Origin of the sequence: Paenibacillus castaneae (genome assembly GCF_002884445.1) — a bacterium.
GTDB classification, from domain to species: Bacteria; Bacillota; Bacilli; order Paenibacillales; family Paenibacillaceae; genus Pristimantibacillus; species Pristimantibacillus castaneae.
The window spans coordinates 4,059,122-4,076,482 of sequence record NZ_KZ614144.1 but is presented as its reverse complement, the minus strand read 5'-3'; the positions used below and the strand labels follow the sequence as shown (position 1 = coordinate 4,076,482).

At 45.1% G+C, this 17,361-nt stretch carries 9 protein-coding genes; 5 read left to right on the top strand and 4 right to left on the bottom strand.

What is annotated here, in order from left to right; genetic code table 11:
* Window position 1 precedes the first annotated feature (1 nt).
* The 3 genes from CEF13_RS18545 to CEF13_RS18535 all read left to right on the top strand — a co-directional run bounded on the left by CEF13_RS18545 (window position 2) and on the right by CEF13_RS18535 (window position 5,184).
* Window positions 2–2,620 (top strand): transglutaminase domain-containing protein, encoded by a 2,619-nt coding sequence (locus CEF13_RS18545; RefSeq protein WP_102712811.1) that lies wholly within the window; start codon window positions 2–4, stop codon window positions 2,618–2,620.
* A 27-nt stretch (window positions 2,621–2,647) separates the two neighbouring features.
* On the top strand, window positions 2,648–3,682 hold the full coding sequence (locus CEF13_RS18540; RefSeq protein ID WP_102712809.1) for a glycoside hydrolase family 18 protein: 1,035 nt from the start codon (window positions 2,648–2,650) through the stop codon (window positions 3,680–3,682).
* A gap of 545 nt (window positions 3,683–4,227) precedes the next feature.
* Window positions 4,228–5,184, top strand: a complete 957-nt coding sequence (locus CEF13_RS18535; RefSeq protein ID WP_102712807.1) for a Gfo/Idh/MocA family protein — start codon at window positions 4,228–4,230, stop codon at window positions 5,182–5,184.
* Between the two features lie 300 nt (window positions 5,185–5,484).
* Here CEF13_RS18535 and CEF13_RS18530 read toward each other — a convergent pair whose 3' ends face one another.
* Window positions 5,485–6,231, bottom strand: coding sequence for an SDR family oxidoreductase (locus CEF13_RS18530; RefSeq protein ID WP_102712805.1), 747 nt, complete (start codon window positions 6,229–6,231; stop codon window positions 5,485–5,487).
* A gap of 661 nt (window positions 6,232–6,892) precedes the next feature.
* On the opposite strand from CEF13_RS18530, the gene CEF13_RS18525 reads away from it, so the two are divergent.
* Window positions 6,893–11,884: an S-layer homology domain-containing protein gene (locus tag CEF13_RS18525; RefSeq protein WP_102712803.1), complete on the top strand. Its 4,992-nt coding sequence runs from the start codon at window positions 6,893–6,895 to the stop codon at window positions 11,882–11,884.
* A gap of 100 nt (window positions 11,885–11,984) precedes the next feature.
* Here the strand turns inward: CEF13_RS18525 and CEF13_RS18520 are convergent, their stop codons facing one another.
* From CEF13_RS18520 to CEF13_RS18510, 3 genes are all read right to left on the bottom strand, one after another.
* A complete protein-coding gene (locus CEF13_RS18520; protein ID WP_102712801.1) occupies window positions 11,985–13,001 on the bottom strand; it encodes a phosphotransferase in 1,017 nt (338 codons plus the stop codon).
* A complete protein-coding gene (locus CEF13_RS18515) occupies window positions 12,991–14,160 on the bottom strand; it encodes a glycosyltransferase family 4 protein (protein ID WP_102712799.1) in 1,170 nt (389 codons plus the stop codon). Before CEF13_RS18515 ends, CEF13_RS18520 begins: the two co-directional genes overlap by 11 nt.
* A 463-nt stretch (window positions 14,161–14,623) precedes the next feature.
* Window positions 14,624–15,403, bottom strand: a complete 780-nt coding sequence (locus CEF13_RS18510; RefSeq protein WP_102712797.1) for a class I SAM-dependent methyltransferase — start codon at window positions 15,401–15,403, stop codon at window positions 14,624–14,626.
* 319 nt (window positions 15,404–15,722) lie between these two features.
* Here CEF13_RS18510 and CEF13_RS18505 point away from each other — a divergent pair, with 319 nt between their 5' ends.
* Complete coding sequence (locus CEF13_RS18505; RefSeq protein WP_102712795.1) at window positions 15,723–17,225, top strand: malate:quinone oxidoreductase; 1,503 nt, start codon at window positions 15,723–15,725, stop codon at window positions 17,223–17,225.
* Window positions 17,226–17,361: the final 136 nt, after the last annotated feature.

The window sequence follows — 17,361 nt, the reverse complement described above, 5'->3', positions numbered from 1 at the left end:
AATGACTATTAAGGCCTCTGTATTCTCATTAGATAAAGGAACGTTGGAGCAGATCGAGCAGAAATTTCTTAAGAAAAAGCAGCTCGCCCATGCAAGAGAGCGTGAGCTGTTCGATGTGTTCCAGAAGGAACTAACAGAAGAAGAAACTTGGGCACTTAAATACTTATTTGCGTATATGCCAATGAATGATTTGGCCGATTACTCTGGTTCATTATTTCTAAGTCATGTGCGTCGAACGCTGGAAATCCGCAAGCAGGTGCCTTGGGGAGAAGTTGTTCCCGATCACCTGTTTCTGCATTTTGTGCTGCCATACCGGGTAAATACAGAAAATATTGAGGATTCACGCGGTATTTTGTATGACGAACTAGCTGAAAGAACTTCTTCATTAACTATGGCAGAAGCTATTTTGGAAACAAACTATTGGTGTCATGAGAAGGCAACTTATATCAGCAGCGATTTGCGGACGGTATCCCCGTTGACGATGATTCGCAATGCACAAGGCCGCTGCGGTGAAGAGTCGACGCTTGCGGTTGCAGCACTGCGCAGCATCGGTATTCCTGCTCGCCAGATCTATACACCGCGCTGGGCACATTCTGACGATAACCATGCTTGGGTGGAGGCTTGGGCTGATGGACAGTGGTATTATATAGGCGCGTGTGAACCGGAACCCCGCCTCAATCAGGGCTGGTTCAGTCCGCCTTCGCGGCGGGCAATGCTCATCAATACGCGGATTTTCTCGAACTATGCAGGGCCTGAAGATATCACGCTGGCCGATGAGTGGTTCACTGAAATTAATTTATTAGAAAATTATGCTCCTGCGCGGACGATCACTGTTTTTGTGAAGGATGAGCGGGGCTACCCAGTCAGCGAAGCTGATGTACATTTTCAATTGTATAATATGGGAGAGCTCTATCCGATTGCTGCTCTGCATACGGACATAAACGGAGCAGCGTCATTCAAGACAGGGTTCGGTGATCTGGTCATCCGTGCGGTGAAGTCCGGTATATGGGGAGAAGAAAAAATTACAGTTGCGGATAGCGAACGCATCGAGATCATTCTCGACCAGATGCACCAACCTAAAGGATCGGCAGACTTTGACATGGTTCCGCCGCCGGAGCGGGAAGGCGAGGCCGTTACTCCGCTCACTGAAGAGAAAATACAGCGGTTTAACTGCCGCGTCGAAGAAGGAACAAAGACCCGGACGAATTATGAAGATACTTTCTTAAATGAAGCGCAAGCAACTGAACTAGCTCAAGCTGTTGGACTGCCTCCGGAGCGGGTATGGGATGTGCTGCGCAAAGCACGCGGAAACAGTCGCGAGATTGCTGCATTTCTGCGGGAACGCTCCATTGAATATAACGATATGCCGCTGCGGCTGCTGGAAAGCCTGAATGAGAAGGATTTGACCGATACATTCTGTCCTGTTCTTGATGATCATCTGAGCGGTTCTCTTGCACAGCGAGGTGAACTCTCGGAAGATATATTCATTCCTTATGTTCTCTGTCCGCGTGTGTTATACGAAATGATCGTGCCATATAAGCATTTCTTCCAAAAAGCATTCACTGAAGTGGAATCTGATTCCTTCAGAGCAAATCCTTCCGAGCTTGTCCGTAAACTGGATGAGGAGTGGGATGTTATAGATAATATTCCTAACTTGATTGGCAAGGGTACGCCAGTTGGCACCTTCCAGATCAAGAAGGGAGATCAAGCTTCCATAGATATTTTGTTCGTATCCATTTGTCGCAGCTTAGGCATTCCGGCGCGTCTGCATCCTAGTCGGCATAAGCCGCAATATATGGCGGCCGGCAGTTGGACTGATGCCTTATTCACTCAGGAATCCTTGCTGCAGGCAGAAAAGAAGGATAGCGGAACGCTGCAATTGATCAAGGACAGCAAATCTGACATAGATGCTCCGGCAGCCGCCTATTGGAAAAATTTCACGTTCGCGCGGCTAGAGCACGGATTCTATAAAACGTTGTTCTACCCTTATGGTAAATCAGATGTATATGATGCTCCATTCGAATTAGAAGAGGGATCATATCGAATAACTTCAGGCATTCGTTTGAAGGACGGCACAGTCCGGGTACGCTTTAATTATTTCGAAGTGCGCGCGGGGGAACAAACGGACGTTCAGCTGTCCTTCCGCGAGGCGGCGCTTGACATTCCAGTTCTAGGTAAGATTGATCGGAACAATACTTTCTCCCTTTTTAACGGAACAGATAAGACTCTCGGCGAACTAATTGGTACGAAAGGAGCGATAGTCGCTTGGATTGAGCCGGAACGGGAGCCTACTAAGCATTTCATCCGTGAGATGTCCGAGCTTGCCGAGCAGGTTAATGAAATGGGTTCCCCTATTCTTCTTATTGTCGGTGATAGCCAATGGACAGCGTCATTCGATCCATCCGATTATCCGAAGTTGCCGTCGAGCACTATTTTTGTTAGAGATAATGCATATGAATCATTACCAGACTTTATATCACAGTCTCCGGCCAATGAGGCGGGCTTCCCGCATCTATTCGTACTAGATGATAGTGATCTAATCCGTTACACGGCATCGGGGTACAAAATAGGATCCGGTAAAGATGCATTGCAGGTTTTAATCGGAGTAAGACAACAATAGTCAGAGAAATGGAAGTGAACCTAATTGATGAATCAGAAATACATTGTGGCAGGTTACGTCGTAGATTCCAATCTACCTGGGATGACACAGGAAGATCTGAATAAATTGACTCATCTAAATGTGGCATTCGGACATGTTCTAAACGATAAGATCCGTATAGACCATTTGAAAAATAGTGGTACTTTGCATGAGATTAAACGCGATCATCCTGAACTAAATCTACTGTTGTCTGTTGGTGGATGGAGCGCGGGAGGGTTCTCTGAAGCTGCTGCAACTGAACAGGGAAGAACAAGAATGGCCGAATCAGCAGTCCGTATATTGACAGACCATCCTTTTGACGGGATTGATCTGGATTGGGAATATCCTTGTTATGGAGAAGCCGGCATCCATTCGAGTCCTGATGATAAGACGAATTTTACGTTGCTTCTTAAGAAGATGCGGGAAGCATTAGATCATAAAGGAGCACATGACGGCCGACATTATTTGCTTACTATAGCTGCTGGAGCAGACCAGTATTACGTAGACGGAACTGAAATGCATCACGTTCATAAATATCTCGATTTTGTTCAATTGATGACTTACGATATGCGCGGAGGATTTCAAGTCTTGACGGGCCACCATACGAGTCTGTATACCCCGAGCGGGGATTTATTCCGTATTAGCACAGATGCCTCTGTCAACATTTTTATTCGTGCAGGCGTTCCAAAAGAGAAAATCGTGATTGGGGCAGCGTTCTACTCTCGCATCTGGCATCAAGTTCCAGATCGAAATAATGGGCTTCTGCAAATGGCCGGCAGTACAGGTGGCTATGGACCGGACTTCACAGTTCTTTCAGCAGAGTACATCGATAAAAATGGGTATATTCGCTATTGGGATGATGAAGCTTGTGCACCGTTCCTATTCAACGGCAGCAGCCTCATTTCCTATGATGATGAAGAATCGCTACAGCACAAATCCGATTATGTAAAGCATAATAATTTGGCTGGTATTATGTTCTGGGAGTACGGCTGCGACAAGACACATCGCTTGCTGAATGCCATCCATAAGGAATTAAAGTCGTAAGCAGAATTACGATAAGAAGGTAAAAAATGAAATGGATACACCCATTATTTAGCGATGAGGTGTATCCGTTTTGTTTTTGTAAACAGATCTTGAAGGATCATTTTCATGGCTTTTGGGAACTTCATGCGAACCTATTTCCCGAAGAACTGCAATCATCAAGTACGAGCCTTTTAATCATGATAAGTCCACGATAAATCTAGAGTCTTGATCAGTTTTTTTCACATAATTCAAATCATATTTTTTACAAATAGTAATTGGAATTAACTCTACGCACATTATCGTGATAAGCCGCTTTTCTATTGAGTCAATCAACCGATAATGCTGGGTTGCCTGCAACGTACACGGAAGATGAGAAAAACATATGGGCTTCGAGTGGATAGTAAGGCCGATATAGGTGCGAGTACGATTATGGTGATGCCTGTCCCATTGTTAAAGACGCTATTGCATCCGATGATGATTAATGCTTATACTTTGTTCATAATATGGGCATTCTTCATGAAACTTAGAATAGGGTCACAATAGCCCATCAATAAAGGAGCACAATCATGAAAGCATTGTTGGTAGGGTTCGGAAGTTTTGGGGATGGGTGGTATAGAAGGCTTAGAGATCGCGGACTATTGGCCGCAGTCGTTGAAAAAAATCCAGCGATGAAAAATAAAATGGGCGACGATCTGTTCCCATTCTATGAATCTCTTGAAGAGGCATTCGAGCAAGTAGAGTTTGATTTTATCGTTAATGTCACGCCTCCATCCGTGCATACAGGGGTGAATATGGCTGCTTTTGACCGCCGCATTCCCGTGCTGTGTGAGAAGCCGATCGCTAATGAGTACGAAGAAGCGATTCAAGTCGTAAGACGCGCCGAGCGTGAGAATATTCCATTTATGATTGCCGAAAATTATCGATTTGCGCCAAATGTGCGAAAGATGAAGGAATTGATCGAAGCTGGAACGATAGGAGAGCTGTCAGTCATAGACATAGGCTTCTTTCGTTATCATCACGTGAAGAGAAACTATCCGGTCAATCTATTAAGAGACATCGGGATCCACCATATGGATATGATTCGGTATTTGACAAGCAAGGAAGGATTGAGGATACAAGCTCGTCTGTACAACCCGCCTGGAGGCTGGGATGAGGAAGGAGCTATATTGAACGCTAGCATGTTTTTGGAGATGGAGGGTGGCATTGTAGTGAATTATTCGGCCTCCATTACATCCCGAGGCCCCTCTACGCCTTGGTCTGCCAACTGGCGGATCGAGGGGACGAAAGGCGCGATAGAGTTAATTGATCAGAACATCTACGTTACAGTTGGACTTGATAGAGTGTTGGTTGACGTGCCAGCGGATGTGATCGAACTGGACTGTTTGCAGGAGTTTATTAATTCTTTGAATGAAAGAAGAGATGGGGAAACGAGCGGGAAGGATTATTTGTTAACCCAGACTCTCGTACATTATGCTGAGCTATCGAATCAAGCGTGCCGGATGTTGGATATAGCGAAAGGTTGAAAGTGAAGGCATTAGATCCTGGGATAAAATACCGGAATTTTGTCGTAGGCTACAGCAGCATGGCCAAGATAGCTGCAACGAATGCGAATCTAGTATTCGACGTAGCGATGAGGTCAGGGGTTCGATCCCCCTAGCAAACAAACAAACAATCGATCCGATGAGGGTCGGTTGTTTGTTTGTTTGTTTGTTTGTAAAGCCCAAGTGGGGCAGAGGCTAGGGAGTAGTCTACGCGGATGCTTTTATTGATTCCAACTTTGTTGACTAATTAGGAACGCGACGACCGTGAGTACATCATCCGCATCAACGTCCCCCTGTTTTTAGCCAGGTTTCAAATCTTGTCGTACCGCGAATGCTGGGACGCTCCATAGTCAACGCTCCGGCACGCAGTGCCCGGCCGAGTTTGCCGGGAAGAGGAACTGGGAAAAGGAGCGCGCGTCGGCCGTTTAACGAGCGCCATGTGCGGGTTAGTTCGCGGGCGTCTATAATCTCTGGCCCGGTTATACTAATGCGACCATCGCGTGGCCCGGATTCGACAATGTCGACAATTGTCCGGGCGACCTCATCAACTGCGACGGTTTGCAGCGGCATCCGAGGGATCGGCAATATCCTCCAACGCGCGGCCTGTGCAAGTAAGGCAGCGAAAAACTCATGGAACTGGGTTGCTTGCACGATACTCCAAGGCACCGATCCCTCTTCGATTACACGTTCTTGCTCTGCCTTAAAACGGTAATAGCCTATCGGCACCCGCTCACAGCCCACAATCGACACGCAGATATGATGGCCGACTCCCGCAGTCTTTTCAGCCGCAAGTAGTCGACGTGAACCATTAACCAAGATATCCGCTGCTTTCGATGTTGCATTATTGCTCGCATCAACAACGGTATCGCAGCCCCCCAAAGCAGAGACTAGCCCTTCGCCTGTCGTAAGGTCGATTTGGTACTCTGGCGCGCTACGGCTGAGTACCCGAACTTCATGTCCACGCGATCGTAACTCATCGACAACCCGCCGTCCCAACATTCCTGTACCTCCAACGACAGCAATTCTCATAAGATTCCTCCTAACATAACGATCAAACGATCCTCTTACACTTTAAAGACGAAGTAGCCGTTCGATATGTGACATGGACAAACCAACGATTTACATATTTGATTCAGCTTTGTTTTGGGCGATCGAACTCCGGCTTGCATCACACGTTGAAAATACGCTATAGTGGAAAAGTTTTGTCAAGTTTGCAATCCGGCATTCATAACCTACTGGCCTGTATATTTAAGCGCTTAAATAATGTGAAAATATCACTTATACGTTGTTTTAACAGATTGAACCAGAATAGTGTACTCAATCAGTGATTTCGATAATTTGAAGTGAGGTGGCATTGATATGTTTAGTAAATGGGATTATAGATGAATGAGGTAGTTTTAACCGGAAGTTAATTGACATAATTAAACAGGTGTGATAGTTTATAAAATGTAAGCGCTTAAACTTTTGGGGTGATTATGATTTTGAAGGAGGTCGATAGTATAGGATTTTCAGTGCAATTTTCCGACATTATTTGCGATTTTATGCAACATCTTAATGTAAAAAGATAACCGCTTAAACTTAACTCTTTATTTGTTTAGAACTCCATTACAAAAAGATGAGCGCCAAATGTCTCAGTCAATTGAACTATAGGCACCTTTGATTTAATTATCGAAAGGAGAGTTGTAACAATATGAACAATTCTAGGCTTATCGGAAGAAAATCAAAGCGCATGTTTGTTTCAGTCATCGTGTTGGTTTTTCTAATAACAAGTATTTTGCAGACAAATATATTTGCAAGAAGTCTGCCTGAGGCAGTAGCTAGTTCAGATTTTATTTCTACCGCGACTGAGAATAGCACAAATGGGGAAACCGACCTTGTTTCGGAAGAAGGCTCGCCTGAACAAGAAAAAGCGGCAGGTGATATTTTGCAGGGTGATTCGATAGAGGGCGATGAGTCAAACGAGGTTGAACCATTTGCTCTATTAGCACTTACTCCCGACCAAAAGGCCGTAGAGATGATTGGCGCCTTAAACGTGACGACATTAGCCGACCGTGAAGCGGTTGTTTTGGCTAGACGGTCTTATGCTAAGTTGAATAGCACGCAAAAAGGACTTGTGTCAAATCTGCTGCTGTTGGAACAAGCTGAAGCTAAGATATTGAATCTCTGGATTGAAAGCGCTGACATTATTTCGCCAGTAGACGAAGGACTTTTAGGCGTACTTGAAGAGGAATACGACAATTTAACATCTTACCAGAAAACGTTTATTACCCATGCCAACAAGCTTGGCGATCTTGGAAAAAAGCTTGACGAACTAGTAGTGATAAAAGAAGCGAACTATATAAAGGCAAAAGAAGTACAGGCAATAATCGATAATATGCAGGTGCTGAGTTCTTCTGATGCTTCTGCAGCCACAACGGCTAGAGCAGCGTACAACGCTTTGACTTCCGACCAGCAGGCTGTAGTGACCAATTACGATCTATTAAAGGAAGCAGAGAATAAAATTGCCGTTTGGGAAGGCAAGCCGCTGCCTCACAAAGCACCGGACAATATCGCCTACGCCGGTACCCGTTCTTCCGATTACGGCGTCAGCGGACAATGGTTAGGAACAGCTGATTGGCAGCATATTACCGACCAGATGGACGGATACTTCCCGGGGGCGCAGCCGACATATGTGTGGATTGTCGGCAGATTGGACAGCGGCGTGGGGATTGGAGGTACCAGGCTGGAGTTTGAAAAGCCTAACGACGATGTGGATTATGCGGCGCTTAATATCAGTTTCGGTCCGCCCACCAAAGCAGGACATTTATCCCACGAGGACTACTTGAACTACTTTGACGAGCATGGCATCAAAGTGTTTCTGCAAGTAGAACCGGGCTTCGCGGACATGAAAACACTAATGGATCTGATTTTTGACAAGTACGGCCATCATTCGAGCGTCATTGGCTGGGGCGTCGATGTCGAATGGTATTACGGGATTTCCGAAGATGCCGGACTGCCGGTCACTGATGCATTGGCGAAGGATTGGGATGAGCATCTGAAATCCATCAATCCGACCTATCGCATGTTTTTGAAGCACTACAGCATGCGCTGGCTGCCGCCGACCTACCGCAGCGACATCTTGTTCTGCAACGACAGTCAAAGCATTGGCAGCATCGACGGGGAAGTGACGGGAATGTATGACGACACGATGGGCTTTATTCCCGAATTCAAAGCATTTGCCGACTTCTTCTATCCTAACGATGTGCTATATCAAATCGGATACCGTCCGGATGCGATGTGGTATTATACGCTGGATGAACCGGTCATCAAAACGCTCAGTGAACGTTTGGCGGAAGTAACCCGGCAGAAGATTGGCATTGCATGGGTAGACTTCACGATCAAAGATCCTCTGACTTTCCCGGCGTTGTTCAAGACGGATGCAGAACGGGTAAGCGCGGTTAACACGCTGGTAGGATACCTAAGAAACAACGGCAACAACATGGTGGGTAAGCGTTTTGGCGCGGATGCCGCCACCTTGACGGATGCCATGTTTGTAGCGAAATTGCGTGAAGTGGTGAATTCCCTAACCGATGCCCAGAGAAGCGCATTGAATACATCGTATCTTACCAATCTAATAAACCTTGAACCGAAGGCGATTGACATTCGCATTGCCAATCTAGATGTCGCCAAGCTGAAAATCAAGGACAAGAAGAAAGTGGCCGACATACGGGCAGCATACATAGCGCTCACCGACGTTCAAAAAGCGCAAGTGACTAAGCTTGACAGCCTTGTATCCGCAGAGAACGTTTTTGCAGCCACCTCTGACAAAGTCGTAGAGATGATTGGCGCTTTAAATGTGACGACATTAGCCGACCGTGAAGCGGTTGTTTTGGCTAGGCGGTCTTACGCTAAGCTGAATAGTACGCAAAAAGGGCTTGTGTCAAACCTGCTGCTGTTGGAACAAGCTGAAGCTAAGATATTGAATCTCTGGATTGAAAGCGCTGATATCATATCGCCAGTAGACGAAGGACTTTTAGGCGTACTTGAAGAGGAATACGACAATTTAACATCTTACCAGAAAACGTTTATTACCCATGCCAACAAGCTTGGCGATCTTGGAAAAAAGCTTGACGAACTAGTAGTGATAAAAGAAGCGAACTATATAAAGGCAAAAGAAGTACAGGCAATAATCGATAATATGCAGGTGCTGAGTTCTTCTGATGCTTCTGCAGCCACAACGGCTAGAGCAGCGTACAACGCTTTGACTTCCGACCAGCAGGCTGTAGTGACCAATTACGATCTATTAAAGGAAGCAGAGAATAAAATTGCCGTTTGGGAAGGCAAGCCGCTGCCTCACAAAGCACCGGACAATATCGCCTACGCCGGTACCCGTTCTTCCGATTACGGCGTCAGCGGACAATGGTTAGGAACAGCTGATTGGCAGCATATTACCGACCAGATGGACGGATACTTCCCGGGGGCGCAGCCGACATATGTGTGGATTGTCGGCAGATTGGACAGCGGCGTGGGGATTGGAGGTACCAGGCTGGAGTTTGAAAAGCCTAACGACGATGTGGATTATGCGGCGCTTAATATCAGTTTCGGTCCGCCCACCAAAGCAGGACATTTATCCCACGAGGACTACTTGAACTACTTTGACGAGCATGGCATCAAAGTGTTTCTGCAAGTAGAACCGGGCTTCGCGGACATGAAAACACTAATGGATCTGATTTTTGACAAGTACGGCCATCATTCGAGCGTCATTGGCTGGGGCGTCGATGTCGAATGGTATTACGGGATTTCCGAAGATGCCGGACTGCCGGTCACTGATGCATTGGCGAAGGATTGGGATGAGCATCTGAAATCCATCAATCCGACCTATCGCATGTTTTTGAAGCACTACAGCATGCGCTGGCTGCCGCCGACCTACCGCAGCGACATCTTGTTCTGCAACGACAGTCAAAGCATTGGCAGCATCGACGGGGAAGTGACGGGAATGTATGACGACACGATGGGCTTTATTCCCGAATTCAAAGCATTTGCCGACTTCTTCTATCCTAACGATGTGCTATATCAAATCGGATACCGTCCGGATGCGATGTGGTATTATACGCTGGATGAACCGGTCATCAAAACGCTCAGTGAACGTTTGGCGGAAGTAACCCGGCAGAAGATTGGCATTGCATGGGTAGACTTCACGATCAAAGATCCTCTGACTTTCCCGGCGTTGTTCAAGACGGATGCAGAACGGGTAAGCGCGGTTAACACGCTGGTAGGATACCTAAGAAACAACGGCAACAACATGGTGGGTAAGCGTTTTGGCGCGGATGCCGCCACCTTGACGGATGCCATGTTCGTAGCGAAATTGCGTGAAGTGGTGAATTCCCTAACCGATGCCCAGAGAAGCGCATTGAATACATCGTATCTTACCAATCTAATAAACCTTGAACCGAAGGCGATTGACATTCGCATTGCCAATCTAGATGTCGCCAAGCTGAAAATCAAGGACAAGAAGAAAGTGGCCGACATACGGGCAGCATACATAGCGCTCACCGACGTTCAAAAAGCGCAAGTGACTAAGCTTGACAGCCTTGTAGCCGCTGAAAATATACTGAAATCAATTGAAGATGGAGATAATCCGCCTACCAACGTACCAATAGGCAATGGTACGGACGCACCGACAGCCGGAGGTAATGTAGAAAAACAATTGAATGCCGACGGCTTTGTAACTATCAAGGCGTCGGAGCTCACAAGCGCCGATTCATTGACAATAAACAGAGGTGGCTTGAGAGTAGCTTTTGATAAGTCGGCATTGGCATCGTTCGGAACAGTGAAAGACATTGTCGTATCCGTGACAATTGCTGATACCTCCGGGCTTTCCGATGAGGATAAGGCTAGAATTGGCGACCGACCAGTCTATGAGTTTAGTGTCAAATCTGGCGATAATGCGGTAACGAGTTTTGGAAACGGAGTTGTTACAATCTCTGTACCATATACACTTAAAGCTGAAGAAGACTTAAATGCGATCGTAATCTACTATATCAATTCGAATGCCAAACTGGAAGTCATCAAAGATTGCATATATGATCCGATTACTGGAACGGTCACCTTTAAGACCAACCATTTCTCACGATATTCGGTTGGTTATAATAAGATCAATTTCTCAGACGTATCGGGTTGGTATCAAGACTATGTAACTTTCCTTTCAGCGAGAGAAGTAATAAAGGGCCAAGGTGAAAAACAGTTTGCGCCGAATGCCAACATTACGAGAGCTGAATTCGTACAAATTCTTGCTAACATGGCAGGCGCGGATTTAGCGAACTACAAAATTGCGCCATTTGCAGATGTGAAATCCGGAGACTGGTATCTCGGAGCGGTTTCATGGGCATATGATAACGGCATAGCAACAGGCGCTAATGGCAAGTTCAACCCGAATGCCAATATAACACGTCAGGATATGGCTGTATTGATCGGAAGATATGTTGATATGCTCACAAAATCCACATTGCCTAATAAGAATGAGGCAACGGTATTTGCAGACGAAGGGAATATTGACGGTTACGCGAAAGCTGCAGTATTGGCTATGCAGCGTTCAGGTATTATCGAAGGACGTGGAAACAACATTTTTGATCCAAAAGCAAAGGCGACACGTGCCGAAGCTGCGAAAATGATAACCACCCTTATTAAAATTATGGTCAAGTAAAATTGTAATAATTGGTAACCTGGGCAGGGCAACGGTTTAAGTCTTTGCTCCGCTCAGGTTACACATTTCTCATTTGTTTAGCGCAGCAGATTTGCCGGCTCTATCTCCTTATCCCCGCGTAAGCATCGAGTTTCCTTAGAAACGCGGCTCTCCGCCGTTCGTGGAGCAGAATTCGCGTGAAATCCCGTTCTATTCTATGCTTCCCTTTCGCTGTACGATAGTCATAATGATCAATGAGCCTGCATATTCCCCGAGGGAATCGAAGGAGCACCTTCATCATTTCGTAGTCCTCTCGCTTCAGCTTGCTGATGGTCTGATAGCCGTCCAAAAATGATCGAGCGACGGAGAAGTTCCAGTTGAGGCATTGACAGAAGTTATAGATAGCGCGATAAAGATCATACGCGCGTAAATCCAGGCCCAGCGTCTCAAAATCGATTATACTGTTGACTATTCTCGTTCTGATCACATTGGTCGGTCCGAAGTCTCCGTGGCATAAAGTTGGCCTTGTTTTTCGACATAATGAACGGTAACGGCTCGCTCGTAATGCCTGTATAGAGTTTCCCGCCATATTCAATAGTTCTCTGCCATGCGTTTGCAACATGTGGTCAAGCGGGCTATTAAATCCGTTTCTTCTTGCCTTCCGGATGAGGACGAGCAGCTTTCTATGATCAGTGCGTAGTAAACTGGGCCATGATCCCAGCATGTTTCGCTTACCGACAGCCGGAACGTTAATCTGTGCGCCAGCTTTATGAAACTTAGCAAGCAGAATGCCGCATTCTCTCATTTGCCTCTTCGAGGCTGATGAGGGCCAGGCACCTTTTATCCATGGGATAAGAATAAAAGGTGAGCTTGCTTGTTGTAATTTGGCAAACAAACGTTTGTTCGGATGTGCACGAAGGTTGCGCCATCCGAGCTGAATGGACCCTTTGCGCCGCATCCTCTGAAGCGTCTTGTCAATCCATCCAAGCTGGACGGGAGGATTCGGCATTCTCTTTAAACAATAATCGACCCCGCCCGCAGTCGTTATTCGATAAACGCCATTTTTAACAATCACCACTCGTTTCGCCAGGACGCCGAATTTTCGTGAAAGCTGTTTGACATCTCGATTAACGCGCATGATTGATCCGACCTCTCTTAACGGTGGTACTGCTGCCCTGGAGTTGCAGGAATAGCTTCTTGTAGCGGTTGGCAGCCTGCGGCCATTGATATTTAGACGCCAGCCGTCGACCAGCGGCAACCCGCTTGTCAGTAAGAGGTTTGTTGCTCCACATCGCTTTAATGGATGCCGCAATTGCTGTACTGTCCGCTCTGGGTATCGTTTGGGCTACGCTGCTGTTCACAAATTCGGCAAGTCCTCCAGCCCTGGTCGAAACCAACGGAATTCCGCTGGCTAGCGCCTCGAGAGCAACCAATCCGAATGATTCCTGAGAACTGGGCATCACCACTGCACCATAAGTAGCATATATTTTCTGTACCTTGCTTTGACTTTGAAACCCGAGCCAACGCACTTCGGACGATATGCCGAGCTTTCTGGCAAGAGCCTTCAGATGATTTACATAACTCCTCGAACCGGTTCCGACAAGATCCAACCGAACTTTATTGCCGCTTTGTTTCAATTTTGAAATAGCATTCAGTAGTGGCTCTATTCCTTTCAATGGAACGAGCCTGCCTACGTATAGAAGGTGTCGCCGTGAGGCGCGTGCCCCTGATTTGCGCAAGACTATGCCATGGCTGACGATAGTGGTTTTTCCTTTGACGAAGGGATATAGTTTCTTCAGCTTTACGAGCTCCGACCGGCTTGGGACGGTGATCTTATTCGTCTTCTTAAGCAGCAAAGCCTGTTGGTTAGTCCTCAACCGTTTCCTCTTGCTTGCAGTGCTTTTTTCTAAATTAACCAGAGAATGACTCGTATAAATAATAGGAATGCGGAGTTTTGATTGGTAATAGGTGGCAACGTTCACGAATTGAAGGCTGTGTATGTGGATCCCGTCCGGTTTTGGGTATCCTTGTTGCACAATCCATCGTTCTATAGCGGCGGGATTAAACTGCCTTGTCTTCACTGAGTAATAGGGTGCTCTCGCCGGGAAGTATACGATAGAAAGTCGTTTGCGTTTCGTAATACGGATGGGGGGATGGCTTCCTTGGCTCAGGACGGTGACATTAATATTGCTATTTACATACGCCTTTGTCAAATTGGTAACCGCTGTCCCTAATCCTCCAATAATATACGGTTCATATTCATTCGTGAGAATCCACAATCGTCGAGGCTGTCTCAAACTGTTTCCTCCTTTATTAAATAGAGTCTTCTCTATTTTTTTGCTTATTGCAGTTATCTTTATATCAATACATAGAATATGAATCTTGGAGACTACTGCTTGTGTAGGAGGCTAGAGCGAGAAAAATAACAGTGGTTTAATCAGAGAATTGCATAAATATCCGGTGAGCTCTAGCAGCTATTCGTGATTTGATTGCTTGTATTTCCAAGGAGGGCAATAGATGAATGATGAAAACAGGTTAATAATTGAATTTTTCGTAGATTTACCATTTGTGTAGAGAGATTAATAGTTGATTTTTTTGGTGTGAAAAAACAATCTCGAAGATGGGATTATAAAAGTAGATTTGTACGAGTGAAATAGTTAGCATTTTTTGATTCAATTTAAGAGATGGAGGTGGGTGATTATTTTGGCTAGAGTGGGTTTCCCCAATGAACAGGGCGGTTTTTTAGGCAATATATATGAGTTAATCTTTTATAGCGAACCATACCGTCCATGAATCCTGTTCAATGATTGGAGATTTATGACCGTTGAGTTTTCCTCGTATAAAAGTTATCAATTCTCGCAGTTCCACATCCGTCAACTCATGAAGAATGGAACGTCCAGTTCTTAGCAGCAAGTCTTTATTTAATTGTTCAAAATCATTATAAACACGTCTTGTTTCCCAAAGTGAAACAGATTTAGCTAAGCGGAATCCATTTGATTCCAACGCCTGTTGTACTTGATCTGAATCGTACCTACGAGAAATCTCTTTATCCATTAATTGAGGAAATTTTTCGAAAAAATAACCTCTAATATGATTTTCATCCCCAGGCAGTAAACAGTCTTTGGGAGTTCTATCCTGTACGATGAAAACACCGCCATCTTTAATGATGCGATATGCCTCCTTGAAACATGCATCTAAGTCGTCTAGATGGTGGATCAATGCTCTTTCTAATACGATGTCAAGCTCATTTGCAGGTAGGTTTGATTGGTAAGCGTCTCCCTGCAGAAATGCAGCGTTTTGAATGTTTTTGCAGTTATTAGCCGCCCCTTGTAACATCTCATCCGAGAAATCTACACCAATTACATGAGATGCCCCCATCTTAATCAGAGCATTTGTGTAAATGCCCCCTCCACAACCTATATCTGCAATCCGCTTATTCGATACATCTACTGTATCTTTTATTAAATTTATCCAAGATTCATTAGCGTTTCTTGTTGCATACGTCTGCCTGTTTTGTGCATCATGAAAGTTTATTGGCATTTTAGAATCACCATCCACCTAAAAAGTTTCAACCAATGAAACATGGTTTCATTATTTATAATACCATAATATGACATCTGTTTCTATATGTAGGATGCTCATAGGGCTATGTGGATGGAGTTCTCACTTTTCACCAGCATTTAAATAGCTTATAATTATCATAGAATAGTAATTATTTTAAGCTATAATTGTAATAGACTATGATAGGATTATAATTGAGACAGAGAAGGTGTGTGATTTGTCGCGCCTTGGCTTGGTGTGTCGCCTAAGCAGGAGCGTCTATCATTTCTGCAAATTTCAGGGTATAAGGATGGTAAACATGAGCAATCGAGAAACTAAAACAGATGTTATCTTAATTGGTGCCGGGGTCATGAGTGCGACTTTGGGAACACTTCTGAAAGAATTGGTACCGGAATGGGAAATCAAGGTGTACGAGAAGCTCGCAAGCGCAGGCGAGGAAAGCTCTAACGAATGGAATAATGCGGGAACAGGGCATGCGGCACTATGCGAGCTTAACTACACTGTCGAGAAACCGGACGGATCTATAGATATTAGCAAAGCTATTAAAATTAATGAACAGTTTCAGCTTTCCATGCAGTTCTGGTCTTATCTTGTAAACAGCAAGCTGATAAATAATCCGCAGGACTTCATCATGCCATTGCCTCATATGAGTATGGTGCAAGAGGAAGAAAATATAAAGTTTTTGAAAAAACGTTTTGAAGCGTTGACCAAAAATCCTCTGTTTCAAGGGATGGAATTTTCTGATGACCCTGCAAAACTGAAGGAATGGATCCCGCTTATTATGCAAGACCGTCCATCGAATGAAGCTATCGCAGCAACCAAAATCGATTCCGGAACGGATGTCAATTTTGGTACTCTAACTCGCGTGTTGTTTGACCATTTAAAAACTAAAAAAGTAGAAATCAATTACAAACATAGTGTTGATAATATTAAACGTACTAGCGATGGCTCATGGGAACTAAAAGTGCGTAATGTGGATAACGGAAACGTTGAACGCCAAACCGCAAAATTCGTCTTTATCGGAGGCGGGGGCGGCAGCCTGCATTTACTTCAAAAATCCGGTATTCCTGAAGGGAAACATATTGGCGGGTTCCCGGTAAGCGGGATTTTCATGGTATGTAATAATCCGGAGGTTGTAGAGCAGCATCATGCAAAAGTATACGGAAAAGCGAAAGTTGGTGCTCCACCAATGTCTGTTCCGCATCTTGATACACGATATATCAACAACAAAAAATCGTTGCTATTTGGACCATTTGCCGGCTTCTCACCGAAGTTCTTAAAAACAGGTTCCATGTTCGATCTAATCACTTCCGTAAAACCGAATAATGTGTTAACTATGTTGGCGGCAGGCGCAAAAGAGATCTCTTTGACAAAATACCTGATCCAGCAAGTTATGTTATCGAAAGCACAACGCATGGAAGAGTTGCGTGAGTTTATCCCGAACGCCAAAATTGAGGATTGGGATTTGGTAGCAGCTGGCCAACGTGTACAAGTTATTAAAGATACTGTCGAGGGCGGCAAAGGAACGCTTCAATTTGGTACGGAAGTGGTTAGTGCCGCGGATGGCTCGATCGCAGCCTTACTTGGTGCTTCTCCGGGTGCTTCAACTGCCGTTCACGTTATGCTTGAGGTACTTAACAAGTGCTTCCCTCAACACATAAAAGAGTGGGAACCGAAAATTAAAGAAATGATTCCTTCTTATGGTGTGTCACTAATGGAGAACCCAGAGCTTCTGCAACAAATTCATGCTTCAACAGCGGAGACGCTTGGCCTACACCAAAAAAAGCCGGTTTTTAGCTAAAAGTGAATAATACAATATCATTGATAATAAAACATCGAACCTTTGATCTGTTTTTGGATTGAAGGTTCTTTTTTTAATATTCCCATTTAGAGTTGAAATGACATGGATGAAAACAAAAAAATAAGGAGAACTTATG